Here is a 15,948-nt window from a genome sequence, read left to right as displayed (position 1 = left end):
GCCCCGGTGCGATCCGCTTGGTGCGACCCGAGCGGTGCGGCCGACCGACCTCAGTCCTCGAGGTGGACGGGCCTGAGGTAACGACGGTCGTGGTAGAGCAAGGCGTCGTCGTCCTCGCCGACACCGCCCGTTCCGATGCGTACGACGACCACGGCGTTGCCGTGGACGGGTACCCGCTCGACGACGGTCCCCGTCATCCATGCGGTCACCCCGGACAGCAGCGGCACCCCGTTCGGTCCGTCGCTCCAGTGGTCGCCCGTGAAGCGCTCGGCGGCGGGGCCCGCCATGCGACGGGCGAGATCCCGGTTGCGCAGGCCGAGCAGGTGCACGATGACCTGGTCGGTCTCCGAGAGGGCGGCCCACGAGCTCGCGGTCCGCGCCATGTTGAAGGTCGCGAGTGGCGGAACGGCGGCCAGCGACGCCAGTGACGTCGCGGTGAAACCGACCGGGTCGCCCTGGGCGTCACGGGCCGTCACGATGGCGACACCGGCGGCGTGCCGGCGGAACGCTTCCTTGAACACCTCGAGAGAGTGGTCGGGCCGCGAGGTCGTCGCGTTGTCGTCCGTCATGCTCTCGACCCTACTGACTAGGCTGAGCAGGCCATGATCCAGACCACAGATCTGCGCGGTCTCGCGCCCACGCACGCCCAGCTACTCGACCTCGTCCCCAGGTCCCACGCCGACGTGGGAGCCGCGACGGACGCGGCTCGACGCCTCGTCGACGACGTCCGCGAACGGGGTGCCGCCGCCCTGCGTGACCAGGCGGCTCGATTCGACGGCGTGCGTCCCGACGCACTGCGCGTCGCGACGCAGACCATCGACGATGCCGTCGCGGCCCTCGACCCCCTGGTCAAGGAGGCGCTGGTGGAGTCGATCGCGCGGGTCACCGAGGCCAGTCGAGCGCAGGTGCCGGCCCCCACGGTCACCCGTCCCGCTCCGGGCGCCATCATCGAGCAGCGCTGGCAGCCTGTGACACGCGCCGGCGTGTACGTGCCGGGAGGCAAGGCCGTGTACCCCTCGAGCGTGGTGATGAACGTCGTCCCGGCTCAGGTGGCGGGCGTGTCCTCGATCGCCCTCGTGTCGCCGGCGCAGCGAGACCACGGTGGGGGAGTCCACCCCGTGATCCTGGGCGCCGCCGGGTTGCTCGGCATCGACGAGGTCTACGCGATAGGCGGTGCCGGGGCGATCGGAGCACTCGCGTACGGCGTACCCGAGCTCGAGCTCGAGCCGGTCCAGGTCATCACCGGTCCCGGCAACAACTTCGTCGCGGCTGCCAAACAGCTCGTGCGCGGTCGTGTGGGCATCGACTCCGTGGCCGGGGCGACCGAGATCCTGGTGATCGCCGACGACTCGGCCGACGCCACGCTGGTCGCCGTCGACCTGATCAGCCAGGCCGAGCACGACGAGGAGGCCTCGGCCGTGCTCGTGACGGACTCGGCCCCGTTCGGTGAGGCGGTCGTCGCCGAACTGACCCGCCTCGTACCGCGCACCCTCAGCGCCGCCCGGGTCCGGACGGCCCTCTCGGGGCGTCAGTCCGCGGTGGTCCTGGTCGACGACCTGCGCCAGGCCGCGGCGTTCAGCAATGCCTACGGGCCCGAGCACCTCGAGGTGCAGACGCGTGACGACGACGCGGTGTTGGCCGACATCACGGACGCGGGTGCGATCTTCGTCGGCCCCGACACACCTGTCAGCTTGGGCGACTACCTCGCTGGTTCGAACCACGTCCTGCCCACGAGTGGGCAGTCGCGGTTCTCGTCGGGGCTCGGGGCGTTCACGTTCCTCCGGCCGCAGCAGATCGTCCGGTACGACGCCGAGGCCTTGGAAGCCGTCGCCGAGCGGCTCGTCGCGCTGTCGAATGCCGAGCTGTTGCCCGCCCACGGCGAGGCCGTCGCAGCGCGGCTCTCGCGCCCCTGACCCGCTCCGGCGGACAGGGCTGCGGTCCGTCGCCCGCCGAGCGTGCGTCGTCGAGCCCCGGGTCCGATAATCTGGCTGCACCATGTTCTGCCCCTTCTGCCGCCACCCCGACTCCCGAGTCGTCGACTCCCGTACCAGTGACGACGGCACCTCGATCCGCCGTCGTCGGCAGTGCCCGAACTGCGGTCGTCGGTTCAGCACGACCGAGACCGCCAGCCTCAACGTGGTGAAGCGAAACGGAGTCCTCGAGCCGTTCAGTCGCGACAAGATCATCTCGGGGGTTCGCAAGGCCTGCCAGGGCCGCCCGGTGACCGACGGTGACCTCGCGGTGTTGGCCCAGAAGGTCGAGGAGGCCGTCCGCGCGAGCGGAGCCTCGCAGATCGAGGCGAACGACATCGGCCTCGCCATCCTGCCTCCACTCCGCGACCTCGACGAGGTGGCCTACCTGCGCTTCGCCAGCGTCTACCAGGCCTTCGACTCCCTCGAGGACTTCGAAGCCTCCATCGGCCAGTTGCGCGAGGAACACACGTCGCGTCCTCGTCCCACCCGGTCGGTCGACGAATGAGGGCTCCGTACCGCGTCCTGTTCGACACCGTCTTCGCCAAGATGGACCCCGAGGACGCCCACCACCTCGCCTTCCGGGTGATCACGGCCCTCCCGAAGCTCCGACTGGCCGGGATCGTGGGTCGACTCACGGCTCCGGCCCCGTCCCTCGCCGTCGACGCCCTCGGGCTCCGTTTCAGCTCGCCCTTCGGCGTCGCAGCCGGTTTCGACAAAGACGCCAAGGGCGTCGCGGGCCTCGGCGCCCTCGGCTTCGGCCACGTCGAGGTGGGGACGATCACGGCCCGGTCGCAGCCCGGCAACGAGCGCCCACGGCTCTTCCGACTCGTGCCCGACCTCGCCGTGGTCAACCGCATGGGATTCAACAACTTTGGTGCCCACGCAGCTGCCCTCGAGCTCAGCCGTGCCCGCTCGGCCCCCTCGCGGCCCGTCATCGGCGTGAACATCGGCAAGAGTCGCGCCGTCGACGTCGACGACGCGATCGACGACTACCTGGCCAGTACGCGTCTCTTGGCTCCTCTCGCCGACTACCTGGCCGTGAACGTCAGCTCCCCCAACACTCCGGGGCTGCGTGGGCTGCAAGAGCTCGACAAGCTCGCACCTTTGCTCGAGGCCGTCCGTGATGCCGCAGGGCACACACCCGTCCTGGTCAAGATCGCGCCCGACCTCGACGACGAGGGCGTGCGACGGATCGGTGCCCTCGTGACCGAGCTCGGCCTGGCCGGCGTGATCGCGACCAACACGACGCTGTCGAGAGAGGGTCTCGCCAGCGAGGCATCCGTCGTCGATGCCGCCGGCGCCGGCGGCCTGTCGGGCGCGCCGCTCGCCGCGCGATCGATCGAGGTGCTCAAGCTCGTTCGCGAGTCCGTCCCGGCCGAGACGTGTGTCATCTCGGTCGGCGGGGTCTCGAGCGCCGCGGACGTCGACGAACGACTCCGGGCCGGAGCCACCTTGGTCCAGGGCTACACGGCGTTCCTCTACCGCGGGCCGCTGTGGGCGCGCCAGGTCAACCGTGGGCTCGTCGTCCTCCGGCGCCGACGAATGGCTGCGTGACGTCGTCCTCGGTCGTCCCGATCGAGAACGACGAACGGCGTCACCCGTGAAGGATGACGCCGTTCGCCGTCGGGCGCTGCCTCTCGACTAGGCCGTGGGGTACTCCCCGCGCTTGACCTGGGGTTTCGGGAGACGCATGGGCTTGAGTTGCATCGCACGCATAGCCGCGTACCAGCGGTTGCCCTTGCGCACGTTCTCGGCGCCGTACTTGGCGGCGAGCTTGCGGTTCACGCTGCGGCCGACGATCAGGCAGTCCACCACGGCCAGGGCGAAGAAACCCCAGAGCACGAGGAGTGTGATCGACTGGATGGCCGCTGACTGGACGAGCGTCATCGCGATGACGACGACCATGATCGGGATCATGGCCTCACCGACGCTGAACCGTGCATCGACGTGGTCACGGATGAACCGACGCTGAGGCCCCTTGTCGCGATCGGGCAGGAATCGCTCCTCACCGTTCGCCAGGCCGACGCGGGCGCGATCACGCTGTTCGGCGAGACGAGCCCGCTGCGCCTTCTGCGCTTCTTTGCCGGAGGCGACGAGCGGGCGCTGGTTGGCGGCCTCGCGCTCGCGTCGCGTGGGCGTCGGGCGACCCTTGCCGACCGCGGTCGACTCGGGTTCGGCGACGGCGGTCGTCTCGGTCGTTTTGCTGTCTGGCTTGGCCACGGGAGATCCTCAGGGTTGTCCGAGTTCCTAAGATTACCTGCATGAGCGACTCGCAGCATCCTGTCCGACCGACCGACCCCCGTACTGTCAGCGAACTCGCGGAGGCCGTGCACGCGGGTCTACCCGCGACGATCGCCGATCTGGGGGCTCTCGTGCGCATCCCCTCCGTCTCGTGGGAGGCCTTCGACCCCGAGCACGTACGCCGGAGCGCCGAGGCGGTCGCGTCACTGGTCGACGGCACGGGACTCTTCGATCGGGTGACCGTGAGCCGTGCACCCATCGGTGACAGCGGCATCCTCGGCCAGCCCGCCGTGCTCGCGCGGCGCGCGGCCCGGGACGGCAAGCCGACCATCCTCCTGTACGCCCACCACGACGTGCAGCCTCAGGGCGACGACGCCGACTGGGACACCCCTCCGTTCGAGCCGACGGTCAAGGGCGATCGGCTGTACGGACGTGGCGCGTCCGACGACAAGGCGGGAGTGATGACCCACGTGGCGGCCCTGCGTGCAGTGCACGAGGTCCTCGGTGACGACCTCGGCGTGGGCGTCTCGTTGTTCATCGAGGGAGAAGAGGAGTTCGGTTCGCGGTCCTTCGCCGACTTCTTGGTGCAGCATGAGGACGAGCTGCGTGCGGACGTGATCGTCGTGGCCGACTCGGACAACTGGAGCACGACCGTTCCCGCGATCACCGTCGGCCTGCGGGGCAACGTGACCTTCCGCCTGACCGTCCGGACGTTGGCCCACGCTTCCCATTCCGGCATGCTCGGCGGCGCCGTCCCCGACGCGATGATGGCCATGGTCAAGCTGCTGGCGACGCTGCACGACGACGACGGCAGCGTGGCCGTGGTCGGGTTGACGAGCCGCGAGGCCGACCACCCCGAGCAGAGCGAGCAGCAGTTGCGTGACGACAGCGGTCTGCTCGAGGGTGTGACACCCATCGGACGGGGGCCGATCCTCAGCCGGGTGTGGTCGCAGCCGTCGATCACCGTGACCGGCATCGACGCCCCGTCGGTCGCCAACGCCTCCAACACGCTGAGCCCCGAGGTGTCCGTCCGCATCAGTGCGCGCATCGCTCCCGGGCAGACCGCAGAGGCCGCGTATGCCGCCCTCGACGCGCACCTGCACGAGCACGCACCCTTCGGAGCGCACGTGCGGATCGACGACGTCGACCGGGGCGACCCCTTCCTGGTCGACACGACGGGGACCGCGATCGCGGATGCCACCGTCGCCATGACGGAGGGCTGGGGTGAGGCCCCCGTGCAGACGGGCATCGGCGGGTCGATCCCATTCATCGCGGACCTCGTCAGGACCTTCCCCGAGGCCCAGATCCTCGTGACCGGCGTCGAGGACCCCGACACGCGAGCCCACAGCCCCAACGAGTCCCAGCACCTGGGGGTGTTGCACCGGGCGATCCTCAGCGAGGCCATCCTGATCGCGCGCCTCGACGCGAGGGGCTGACCCGCGTGGGTCGCACCTCCTCGGCCGCGTCCACGCTCCGAGGAGGCGCGGTTCCGGAACAAAACCGGCGCTCGGCTGCTTACACTGGTCGACGACGAGTGCCCCGCACTCGACCCGGCCCGAAGGAGGCACCATGACCGACATCGCAACCGCTCCCGTCGACGCGAAGGCACACGGCGTGACGATCACGTCCACCGCTGCGGACAAGGTGAAGAGCCTGCTCACGCAAGAGGGTCGAGACGACCTGCGCCTGCGCGTGGCCGTCCAGCCCGGTGGCTGCTCGGGGCTCATCTACCAGCTCTACTTCGACGAGCGCATGCTGGACGGAGACGCGACGGTCGACTTCGACGGTGTCGAAGTCATCGTCGACAAGATGAGCGTCCCGTATCTCGACGGTGCGGCGATCGACTTCGAGGACACCATCCAGAAGCAGGGCTTCACGATCGACAACCCCAACGCGCAGGGAAGCTGCGCCTGCGGCGACAGCTTCCACTGACCGGCAGGCGCCGGGCCGACACGCAGGCGACGGCTCGCCGTCGAGAAGGGGCCACCCCGTCGGGTGGCCCCTTCTCGTGTCTCCAAGGCCGTTCTCACTCGACGTCGAGAAGGTTTCGGCGCGTGACGTGCGTTGGGTGGTCAAACCTGCGAGTAAGCTAGGCAGGTCCCCGTGAACACTGGGAACACCCCCACTGTCGTGTCATCCGAGAGGTAACAGTGCGCTCTAACCGCCGTCTTCGTTGGGCTGCCGCCCCCATGGCAGTCGTCCTGGCTCTCGTGCTAGCGGGGTGCACCACCGACCAGCTCCAGGGGTGGTTGCCCACCACCGCAGGCACGACCAACCACGTGGACCGCGTCATCGGCCTCTGGGTCACCTCGTGGATCGTGCTCCTGATCGTCGGTGTCATCGTGTGGGGCCTGATCATCTGGGTCTGCGTGGCCTACCGTCGCCGCAAGGGCCAGACCGGACTGCCCGTCCAGCTGCGCTACAACATGCCGATCGAGATCTTCTACACGGTCGTTCCGCTCATTCTCGTCCTGGGGTTCTTCGCCTTCACGGCGCGCGACCAAGCCGCCATCGAGGCGCCCACCGCGAGCCCTGACGTGAAGATCGACGTCTACGCCAAGCGTTGGGCCTGGGACTTCAACTACATCGACCAGCAGAATGAAGACGAGAGCGTCTACTACCAGGGCATCCAGGCCCAAGAGCTGGGTGACGGCACGATCGACGAGAGCCAGCTCCCCGAGCTCTACCTGCCGGTGGGCAAGACGGTGCAGATCGACCTCAAGTCGCGTGACGTGGCGCACTCCTTCTGGATCATCGACTTCCTGTACAAGAAGGACACGATCCCCGGCAAGACGAACTCGATGTACTTCACCCCTGAGAAAGAGGGAACGTTCAGCGGAAAGTGCGCCGAGCTGTGCGGTGAGTACCACTCGCTGATGCTCTTCAACGTCAAGGTCGTCTCGCAGTCCGAGTACGACCGTTACCTTCAGACGCTCGACGCCGAAGGCAACACGGGCCTGCTGGGCGACCAGTACAACACCAACACCAACCAGCCCGGCACCGAGGCACCCGCCAACGCCGCCGGCACCGAAGACTCCGAGAAGTAAGGCACGGTTCGATGAGCTCAGCCACCGCCACCCGTCCCACCACCGGTGGGACCTCGTCCGGCCAGGACTTCGGCGCCTCGAAGGTCGGCCGCAAGGGCAACGTCGTCGTCAACTGGATCACGTCGACCGACCACAAGACGATCGGGTACATGTACCTGATCACGTCGTTCCTCTTCTTCTGCCTCGGCGGCGTCATGGCGTTGATCATCCGCGCCCAGCTCTTCGCGCCGGGCCTCGAGATCGTCGCGACGAAAGAGCAGTACAACCAGCTCTTCACCATGCACGGCACGATCATGCTGCTCATGTTCGCCACCCCTCTCTTCTCGGGCTTCGCGAACGTGCTCATGCCGCTCCAGATCGGCGCGCCGGACGTCGCGTTCCCCCGCCTCAACGGCTTCGCGTTCTGGCTCTACTCGTTCGGGTCGATCATCGCCGTCGCTGGCTTCTTGACCCCGCAGGGCGCGGCCTCGTTCGGGTGGTTCGCCTACGCGCCGCTCAGTGACACGACCTTCTCACCAGGGCTCGGCGGCAACCTGTGGGTCTTCGGTCTGGGGCTCACCGGATTCAGCACGATCCTGGGTTCCGTGAACTTCATCACCACGATCGTCTCGATGCGCGCCCCGGGCATGACCATGTGGCGGATGCCGATCTTCACCTGGAACACCTTGATCACCTCGATCCTCGTGATCATGGCGTTCCCGGTGCTCGCAGCTGCCCTGTTCGGTCTCGGTTTCGACCGCGTCTTCGACGCCCAGGTCTTCAACCCGGCCAACGGAGGTGCCATCCTCTGGCAGCACCTCTTCTGGTTCTTCGGTCACCCCGAGGTGTACATCATCGCCCTGCCGTTCTTCGGCATCGTGTCCGAAGTGTTCCCGGTGTTCAGCCGCAAGCCGATCTTCGGCTACAAGACGCTGGTCTACGCGACCATCTCGATCGCGGCACTCTCGGTCACGGTGTGGGCGCACCACATGTACGTCACCGGTTCCGTCCTGCTGCCGTTCTTCTCGCTGATGACCATGCTGATCGCCGTCCCCACCGGGGTAAAGATCTTCAACTGGATCGGCACCATGTGGCGTGGATCGGTCACGTTCGAGACGCCCATGCTGTGGGCCATCGGCTTCTTGATCACCTTCACGTTCGGTGGCCTGACGGGCGTCATCCTGGCGTCCCCTCCTCTCGACTTCCACGTCTCGGACACCTACTTCGTGGTGGCGCACTTCCACTACGTCGTCTTCGGCACGGTCGTGTTCGCCATGTTCTCCGGCTTCTACTTCTGGTGGCCGAAGTGGACGGGCAAGATGCTCAACGAGCGTCTCGGCAAGATCCACTTCTGGATGCTCTTCATCGGCTTCCACACGACCTTCCTCGTGCAGCACTGGCTCGGTGTCATGGGCATGCCCCGCCGCTACGCCACGTACCAGCCCGAAGACCACTTCACGTGGATGAACCAGCTGTCGACCATCGGGGCGATGCTCCTGGGCGTCTCGATCCTGCCGTTCCTCTACAACGTCTACATCACGGCTCGTCGTGCTCCCAAGGTCGAGGTCAACGACCCGTGGGGTTACTCACGATCGCTCGAGTGGGCCACGTCCTGCCCGCCGCCGCGACACAACTTCACGTCGATCCCGCGAATCCGTTCCGAGTCGCCGGCCTTCGACCTGAACCACCCCGAGGCGGGTCTGCCCGTCGGGATCGGTCCGGTGAAGGATGCCCCGGATGCCCCGACGTACGACGCGTCCAGCGAGAAAGTGAAGTAGTCCCGATGAAGACCAACGCGACGTTGTTCTGGATCCTCGCGATCTTCTTCTTCCTGATGTGCGCCGTGTACGTGCTGTGGAGCCTGCTCGACACCGGTCGCGTCGAATGGGCCGGCACACTCGGCATCGGCTTGGCGGGCATGTTGGGGGCCTTCTTGGCCTTCTACATGGGCCGCTCCCACGCTACGCAAGGCGGCGAACTCCCCGAGGACCGCCTCGACGCCAACATCGACGACGGCGACCCCGAGATGGGCTTCTTCAGCCCGTGGTCGTGGTGGCCCATCATCCTGGCCGCCGGCTGCAGCCTGATCTTCCTGGCGCTGGCCGTCGGCATGTGGATCATCTACATCGGTGCCGCCCTGACGGCCGTGGCACTGGTCGGTTGGGTCTACGAGTACTACCGCGGTAACTTCGCGCACTAGAGCCACTGCTCTCTCGAGCGGACAGGGCGTCGGTCTTCGGACCGGCGCCCTGTGGTGTCTCGGCTGGGGGCGAGCCGGGCTTGCCCTTCGTGAGCCACCCCGTGGGATCTCGCTGGTCCTCGCCGTCGGTTGGCACAGGCCACCACCCGTGCACGCGGTCATCAAGCTCGCCAGCCGGAGGCTCCGACGAACTGTCGATGATCCGCGCCATCAACATGGGAGCGAGTGCGCGGTGGTTGCGGGAAGGGCGACACTTCAGCCTACGCGGGCACCCCGGGGCCGGCACCACTCCTGTGCTCGTCGGGGGTATGGCCGCGACGGCCTCCTGGCCAGCCGTGAGCTCGGCTACAGGAAGATCGACCCTCGAGGCTCTGATCTGGTTGTCCAGGTCCTCGACCAGAGGGAAGAGAACGTCCAGCGGTACCGTCATCGACACGGGCAGCCGCTCTCATCGCTTCGCCCACGCTCGTCGCAAACCCGGGCACACAATCGCCCGGGCGGCCGAGGTGAGTTGCCCTGGGGGCGTGATGCGAGCGTGGTGTGAGCGAAGACGGGATGACTGTTGCGCCATGGGCGCCTGCGTGGCGTGGACGGGGAGTCCTGTCGCTGGGCGAACGTCGGCCGTTGGCCCCTGTGCTCCTCAACCCACAATGCTCGTAGGGGCCGTACGCATCGCTGATGAAAAGCGCCCAGCGGACATGCGCGCTGGGGTCCTCATCGCCTCGCCTCAGGCACCTGAGTGGCGGAGGTCGTGCCTGCGCCATCTTCCCCGTGAGCCTCCTGCAGCCGCACCCAGGCCATGTCCGTGTCGATACGGACACGAGCGTCGTCACGGGGATCGCTGACCGGGGCAGGTGAGAACGGGTTCGCAGGTGAAGCGCTGAACCACGACGGGTCCGGCCCTTGGCCCTGCTGTGGCCGACGGTCGAGTCGCCGAGTCGGCACCGATCGCGTCCCTGAGCGAGGCTCTGGGAGTGGCTCCGCCCACACGCCGAAGGCCCGGCCGCACATGGTGTGCGACCGGGCCCAGGGAGTCGTGAAGGTCAGTGACCTTCGTCGTGATGCGACGACTCGATCTCGGAACGCTTGACGGGAGCGATGCGGTCCTCGAAGAAGAACGACGATGCAGATGCACGGGCGCGCTGCAGGACCGTGATCTTGCCGTTGGCATTCGGACGGACCATCAGGGGCTCGTACTCATTGAAGTCCAGCAGGCGCCAACGCTCGTACTCGTCGAGCTGCTCGTGCACCTCGATGTACTCGCCACCCGGCAGGCGAACGATGCGACCGGACTCGTACCCGTGCAGGGCGATCTCGCGATCCTTCTTCTGCAGGGCGAGACAGACACGCTTGGTCACCCAGAAGGCGATGAACGGGCCGAGGATCAACGCTGCCTGGCAAGCGTGGATCACGTAGTTCAACGACAGGTGGAAGTGTGTCGCCATGATGTCCGAGCTCGCCGCCGCCCAGAGGCTGGCGTAGAACACGATGCCCGCGGCACCGATCGCGGTGCGCGTCGGGGCGTTCCGGGGTCGGTCGAGGATGTGGTGCTCTCGCTTGTCACCGGTCACCCAGGCTTCGAAGAACGGATACAGCAGGACCACGACGATGAAGAGACCGAGGACGGTGATGGGCACCAGGATGTTCATCGAGACCGTGTAGCCGAAGGCCACGAACTCCCAGCCCGGCGGGACGAGTCGCAGGGCGCCGTCGGCGAAGCCGATGTACCAGTCGGGCTGCGTACCCGCGGACACGGGGGAGGGGTCGTACGGTCCGTAGTTCCAGATGGGGTTGATCGTGAACAAGGACGCGATCAGCACGATCACACCGAAGACGATGAAGAAGAAGCCACCGGCCTTGGCAGCGAACACCGGCATCACGGGAACACCGACCACGTTCTGGTTGGTCTTGCCCGGACCCGCGAACTGCGTGTGCTTGTTGATGATCAACAGCAGCAGGTGAACACCCAGCAGGGCGATCAGCAGAGCCGGCAGCAACATGATGTGCAGGGAGTAGAAACGCCCGACCATGTCGGTGCCGGGGAACTCCCCACCGAACACCAGGTACGAGATCCAGACGCCGATGACGGGGATGCCCTTGATCATGCCGTCGATGATTCGAGCTCCGTTACCCGAGAGCAGGTCGTCGGGAAGCGAGTAACCGGTGAAGCCTTCGGCCATGGCGAGGATCCACAGCGTGAAGCCGACGACCCAGTTGATCTCTCGGGGCTTGCGGAATGCGCCGGTGAAGTAGACACGCAGCATGTGCAGCATGATGGCCGCGACGAACAGCAGGGCGGCCCAGTGGTGGATCTGGCGGAACAGCAGACCACCGCGGATGTCGAACGAGATGTCGAGCGTCGACGCCATGGCGGCCGACATGTTGAGGCCCTTGAGAGGAACGTAAGAACCGTTGTAGTTGACCTCGGCCATGGACGGCTGGAAGAAGAAGGTGAGGAACGTACCCGAGAGCAGGATGACGACGAACGAGTACAGCGCGACCTCGCCCAACATGAACGACCAGTGATCGGGGAAGATCTTGCGACCCACCTCTTTGACCAGACCGGACATGCTCGTGCGCTCGTCGATGTAGTTCGCCGTGGCGCCGAGGAACTTGTTGGTCTTCGTCGGGGCGAAGGCGGGGGCCTTGCCGATGTTGTCGGACGTGGTCGGTTCGGCACCCTGTGCCGGGGTGGTGGTGATCACTTTTCGCGCTCCCAGAAGCTCGGGCCCACAGGTTCGTGGAAGTCGCTCTGCGCGACGAGGTACCCGTCGGCGTCAACGGTGATGGGCAGCTGCGGCAGGGGGCGCTTGGCGGGCCCGAAGATGACTTCGCAGTTGTTCGTCACGTCGAACGTGGACTGGTGGCAGGGGCAGAGCAGGTGGTGTGTCTGCTGCTCGTACAGGGCCACGGGGCACCCGACGTGCGTGCAGATCTTGGAGTAGGCGACGATTCCGTCGTACTGCCAGTCTTCGCGTCCCTCGGCCGGGTTCAGATCTTCCGGCTTGAGGCGCATGAGAAGGACGGCCGCTTTGGCTTTCTCTTCGAGGAGGTGTTCTGATTCGTTGAGGTTCTCGGGGATGACGTGGAACACCGAGCCGAGGGTGACGTCCGATGCCTTGATCCGGGTGCCGGAGGGGTCGGCGGCGAGGTGCATGCCTTCTTCCCACAGCGTGTGGCGGAGGACCGCGTTGGGGTCTTCGGCCGGTGCGAGGTCGCGGAAGAGGACGACAGCCGGCAACGGCGTCGCGACGAGGGCCCCGATCAAGCTGTTGCGGATCAGCGATCGACGACCGAAGCCGCTCTCGTGGTTGCCCAGTGCGAAGACCTCGACGGCCTTCTCTCGCGTCGGCTCGGAGCCACGCGTGTCGTGGCGCATCTCGGTGATCTCGCGAGCCGGCATGAGGGTCTTGGACCAATGCACGGCACCGATGCCGACGGACAGGAGGCCGAGGGCGATACCGAGACCGAGGAACAGGTTGTTCAGACGGACGGATCCCGAATCGCCGGAGGTGATCGGGAAGGCGACGTATGCGCCGATGGCGGCGATGCTGCCCACGATTGACAGGAAGAAGAACAGGCTGACCTGACGTTCGGCACGTTTCTCGACCTTGGGGTCGATGTCGGTGACCCGATCGCGGTGCGGCGGCTCGCCCGGGTTCTGGAACACGTCGGAAGTCACGACCGCCGTGCCGGCCGAGACCTGTCGAGGCTCGCGCTTCTCGACAGCCGAGCCCGCCGTGGGGGCCTCGTCGTCGTGCTCTGCCATTGATTCTGCCTTTCGTGAAGTACGGAGAGAACGCGGGTCAGTTCGACCGGGCGGTCAGCCAGATGGTGATCGCGACGATCGCACCGAGCCCGAAGATCCAGATGAAGAGACCTTCGGCGACGGGGCCGAGGCTCCCGAGCTCGAATCCACCCGGCGACGGGTTGTTCTCGACGTACTTGAGGTACGTGATGATGTCGGCCTTGTCTTGGGGCGACAGGTTGAGGTCGTTGAAGACCGGCATGTTCTGCGGGCCGGTCTGCATCGCCTCGTAGATGTGGTGGGCGGTGACGCCGTCGAGTGCAGGGGCGAACTTGCCCTGCGTCAAGGCGCCACCTGCACCAGCCACGTTGTGGCACATGGCGCAGTTGATGCGGAACAGTTCGGCACCGTTGGTCGTGTCTCCGTCGGCCTGGAGCAGTGACTCGTCGGGGATCGCGGGACCGGGGGCCAGCGATGCGACGTAGGCAGCCATGGCAGCGACCTGCTCGTCGGAGAACTGCGTGGGTTTCTGCTCGGCCTGCGGGCCGTTGACGGCCATGGGCATGCGACCGGTGCCGACCTGGAAGTCCACGGAGGCGGCGCCGACGCCGATCAGGCTGGGCCCGCTGTCGGTGCCCGCCGCGCTCAGCCCGTGGCAGGTCGCGCAGTTCGAGGCGAAGAGCTTCTGGCCTTCGTCGATGCTCTGCTGCGAGGTCGCGGTCGCGCTGCTCTCGTCCGCCGAGGCCGTCGAGGAGAAGAGTGCGTAGGCACCACCCGTGGTGAGCAGACCGACGAGGAGAAGGGAAGCTGTGGCGACGGGGCCGCGACGGCCGGCCTTCTTGGTGCGTCGGGTTGACGAGGTTCTGGAGAACATGCTGTGCAGACGATCCAATGCCTATTTGAGGAGGTAGATGACGATGAAGAGGCCGATCCAGACCACGTCGACGAAGTGCCAGTAGTACGACACCACGATGGCCGTGGTGGCCTCTTTGTGCCCGAAGTTCTTCACGGCGTAGGCACGGCCGATGGTGAGGAGGAAGGCGATGAGACCGCCGATGACGTGGGCTCCGTGGAAGCCGGTCGTCATGTAGAACGCAGAGCCGTAGGCGCTCGAGCTGAGGGTGACGTGCTCGGAGATGAGGGTCGCGTACTCGTACACCTGACCGCAGACGAAGACCGCGCCCATCGCGTAGGTGAGGAAGAACCACTCGACCATGCCCCAGCGGCCGACCTGGAAGAGGCGACCGGTGCGGTGCGGCTGCATGCGCTCGGCGGCGAAGACGCCGAACTGGCAGGCGACCGACGAGAGCACCAGGGTGATCGTGTTGGTGAGAGCGAACGGCACGTTGTGCAGGGCCGTCTGGTCGGCCCACAGGCCGGGAGACGTCGAGCGGAGCGTGAAGTAGATCGCGAAGAGGCCGGCGAAGAACATGACCTCGCTGCCGAGCCACACGATGGTGCCCACGGCAACCGTGCTGGGTCGATTGACGACGGGGCCGCCAGAAGGTCTCGAGAGAGAGGTACTTGTCACGAGGTCCATTATGCCTGGTAAGTCGCCCTGGGTTTGCGCTCAAAACCCCGGGTCGGGAATTTCCCTTGACGCCGAGACATCGGAGCGCACCCGTGCCGCCGGTAGCCTGAGCCCATGACCTCCGAGCTCACCTGGCCCTTGATCATCGACGCGCTCCTCGCCGGTCGCGACCTCTCGATCAGTGAGGCCACGTGGTCGATGGAACAGGTGATGACGGGTGACGTCACCCCGGCGCAGCTCGCGGCCTTCCTCGTCGCCCTGCGGGCGAAGGGGGAGACCGTCGACGAGATCGTGGGCTTCCGCGACGCCGTGCTCGCCCATGCCGTCGCCCTTCCCGTCGACACGATGGCGGTCGACATCGTCGGGACGGGCGGTGACCGTTTCGGTACCGTCAACGTCTCCACCATGGCTTCGGTCGTCGTGGCCGCGACCGGTGTCCCGGTGATCAAGCACGGCAACCGAGCAGCGAGTTCGTCGTCGGGTTCGTCGGACGTCCTCGCGGCCCTGGGGATCGACCTGAGCATCGGGGCGGAGCGCGTCGCGGAGGTCCTGAGAGAGGCGGGGCTGACCTTCGCTTTCGCCGCTGCCTTCCACCCGGGCTTCGGCAACGCGGCCGCCGTCCGTCGCGAGATCGGGGTGCCCACGGTCTTCAACTTCCTGGGTCCCCTCGTGAACCCGGCACGACCCGAGGCGAGCGCGGTCGGCGTCGCGTCGCTCGACAAGGTGCCGCTGATCGTCGGTGTGTTCCAGACGCGCGGTGCGACCGCCCTCGTTTTCCGTGGCGACGACGGTCTCGACGAATTGACCACGACGGGTCACAGCCACATCTGGGAGGTCACCGGGGGGTCGGTGACCGAGCACGACCTCGATCCGCTCGAGTTGGGCATCCCCCGCGCACGCATCTCGGACCTCGTCGGCGGGGACGCGGAGCACAACGCGGGCATCGCCCGTGAGGTCCTGGCGGGGGAGCGCGGTCCCGTCCGCGACATCGTTCTGCTCAACGCCGCGGCCGGACTGGTGTCCTACGGGCTGGCGGCCGACCCGGGCCAGCGCGAACGGCCCCTTCTCACCCGTTTCCGCGAGCAGCTGGACGTCGCGGCCCGGGCCGTCGACACGGGCGCGGCCATCGCGAAACTGGACCAGTGGGTGGCGGCCACCCGCGCCTCCTGAGCCGCGCCGCGCCTCCTCGTCCCGAGGGGGCGGACGACGAAGGGCCCGTCCGGTCGGAC

Annotated in this window: 15 protein-coding genes; 9 read left to right on the top strand and 6 right to left on the bottom strand. The window is 67.0% G+C overall.

The genetic code is table 11. The features are described from left to right. Positions 1 to 50 precede the first annotated feature (50 nt). Positions 51 to 569 carry a flavin reductase family protein gene (locus tag HRF36_RS05800; protein ID WP_173207443.1) on the bottom strand — a complete coding sequence of 173 codons (519 nt, stop codon included), beginning with the start codon at positions 567 to 569 and terminating at the stop codon, positions 51 to 53. Positions 570 to 602: 33 nt separating this feature from the next. Between HRF36_RS05800 and hisD the strand changes: the two genes are divergently transcribed. The 3 genes from hisD to HRF36_RS05785 all read left to right on the top strand — a co-directional run bounded on the left by hisD (position 603) and on the right by HRF36_RS05785 (position 3,527). Further along, on the top strand, positions 603 to 1,913 hold the full coding sequence (hisD, locus tag HRF36_RS05795; protein WP_173207440.1) for a histidinol dehydrogenase: 1,311 nt from the start codon (positions 603 to 605) through the stop codon (positions 1,911 to 1,913). Positions 1,914 to 1,995: 82 nt separating this feature from the next. After that, complete coding sequence (gene nrdR / locus HRF36_RS05790) at positions 1,996 to 2,478, top strand: transcriptional regulator NrdR (RefSeq protein WP_173207437.1); 483 nt, start codon at positions 1,996 to 1,998, stop codon at positions 2,476 to 2,478. After that, a complete protein-coding gene (locus HRF36_RS05785) occupies positions 2,475 to 3,527 on the top strand; it encodes a quinone-dependent dihydroorotate dehydrogenase (RefSeq protein WP_173207434.1) in 1,053 nt (350 codons plus the stop codon). Before nrdR ends, HRF36_RS05785 begins: the two co-directional genes overlap by 4 nt. A gap of 87 nt (positions 3,528 to 3,614) precedes the next feature. Here HRF36_RS05785 and HRF36_RS05780 read toward each other — a convergent pair whose 3' ends face one another. Further along, positions 3,615 to 4,193 (bottom strand): DUF3043 domain-containing protein, encoded by a 579-nt coding sequence (locus HRF36_RS05780; RefSeq protein WP_173207431.1) that lies wholly within the window; start codon positions 4,191 to 4,193, stop codon positions 3,615 to 3,617. A 41-nt stretch (positions 4,194 to 4,234) separates the two neighbouring features. On the opposite strand from HRF36_RS05780, the gene HRF36_RS05775 reads away from it, so the two are divergent. The 5 genes from HRF36_RS05775 (at position 4,235) to HRF36_RS05755 (ending at position 9,440) form a co-directional block, all read left to right on the top strand. Next, positions 4,235 to 5,650 (top strand): dipeptidase, encoded by a 1,416-nt coding sequence (locus HRF36_RS05775; protein WP_173207428.1) that lies wholly within the window; start codon positions 4,235 to 4,237, stop codon positions 5,648 to 5,650. Positions 5,651 to 5,783: 133 nt separating this feature from the next. Continuing rightward, entirely contained in the window at positions 5,784 to 6,146 is a 363-nt protein-coding gene (gene erpA / locus HRF36_RS05770; protein ID WP_043594936.1) for an iron-sulfur cluster insertion protein ErpA, read from the top strand. Between the two features lie 257 nt (positions 6,147 to 6,403). Then, positions 6,404 to 7,261 carry a cytochrome c oxidase subunit II gene (gene coxB / locus HRF36_RS05765; protein ID WP_173207425.1) on the top strand — a complete coding sequence of 286 codons (858 nt, stop codon included), beginning with the start codon at positions 6,404 to 6,406 and terminating at the stop codon, positions 7,259 to 7,261. Between the two features lie 11 nt (positions 7,262 to 7,272). Further along, entirely contained in the window at positions 7,273 to 9,018 is a 1,746-nt protein-coding gene (ctaD, locus tag HRF36_RS05760) for a cytochrome c oxidase subunit I (protein WP_173207422.1), read from the top strand. A gap of 5 nt (positions 9,019 to 9,023) precedes the next feature. Further along, on the top strand, positions 9,024 to 9,440 hold the full coding sequence (locus HRF36_RS05755; RefSeq protein ID WP_056256104.1) for a cytochrome c oxidase subunit 4: 417 nt from the start codon (positions 9,024 to 9,026) through the stop codon (positions 9,438 to 9,440). A gap of 1,043 nt (positions 9,441 to 10,483) precedes the next feature. On the opposite strand, the gene HRF36_RS05750 is transcribed toward HRF36_RS05755, so the two are convergent. Genes HRF36_RS05750 through HRF36_RS05735 form a run of 4 tightly spaced genes read right to left on the bottom strand, consistent with a single transcriptional unit; the run spans position 10,484 to position 14,728 of the window. Further along, positions 10,484 to 12,142 carry a cytochrome bc complex cytochrome b subunit gene (locus tag HRF36_RS05750; protein ID WP_173208027.1) on the bottom strand — a complete coding sequence of 553 codons (1,659 nt, stop codon included), beginning with the start codon at positions 12,140 to 12,142 and terminating at the stop codon, positions 10,484 to 10,486. Then, positions 12,142 to 13,209: a ubiquinol-cytochrome c reductase iron-sulfur subunit gene (locus tag HRF36_RS05745; protein WP_043594939.1), complete on the bottom strand. Its 1,068-nt coding sequence runs from the start codon at positions 13,207 to 13,209 to the stop codon at positions 12,142 to 12,144. Before HRF36_RS05745 ends, HRF36_RS05750 begins: the two co-directional genes overlap by 1 nt. 37 nt (positions 13,210 to 13,246) lie before the next feature. After that, a complete protein-coding gene (locus tag HRF36_RS05740; RefSeq protein WP_173207419.1) occupies positions 13,247 to 14,062 on the bottom strand; it encodes a c-type cytochrome in 816 nt (271 codons plus the stop codon). Between the two features lie 21 nt (positions 14,063 to 14,083). Continuing rightward, complete coding sequence (locus HRF36_RS05735) at positions 14,084 to 14,728, bottom strand: heme-copper oxidase subunit III (protein ID WP_173207416.1); 645 nt, start codon at positions 14,726 to 14,728, stop codon at positions 14,084 to 14,086. Between the two features lie 105 nt (positions 14,729 to 14,833). Between HRF36_RS05735 and trpD the strand changes: the two genes are divergently transcribed. After that, positions 14,834 to 15,889, top strand: a complete 1,056-nt coding sequence (gene trpD, locus HRF36_RS05730) for an anthranilate phosphoribosyltransferase (protein ID WP_173207414.1) — start codon at positions 14,834 to 14,836, stop codon at positions 15,887 to 15,889. Positions 15,890 to 15,948 lie beyond the last annotated feature (59 nt).

The sequence above is a fragment of the Frigoribacterium sp. VKM Ac-2836 genome, from assembly GCF_013248995.1.
In the GTDB taxonomy this organism is placed as follows: domain Bacteria; phylum Actinomycetota; class Actinomycetes; order Actinomycetales; family Microbacteriaceae; genus Frigoribacterium.
This window is presented reverse-complemented; position numbering and strand designations above follow the sequence as displayed.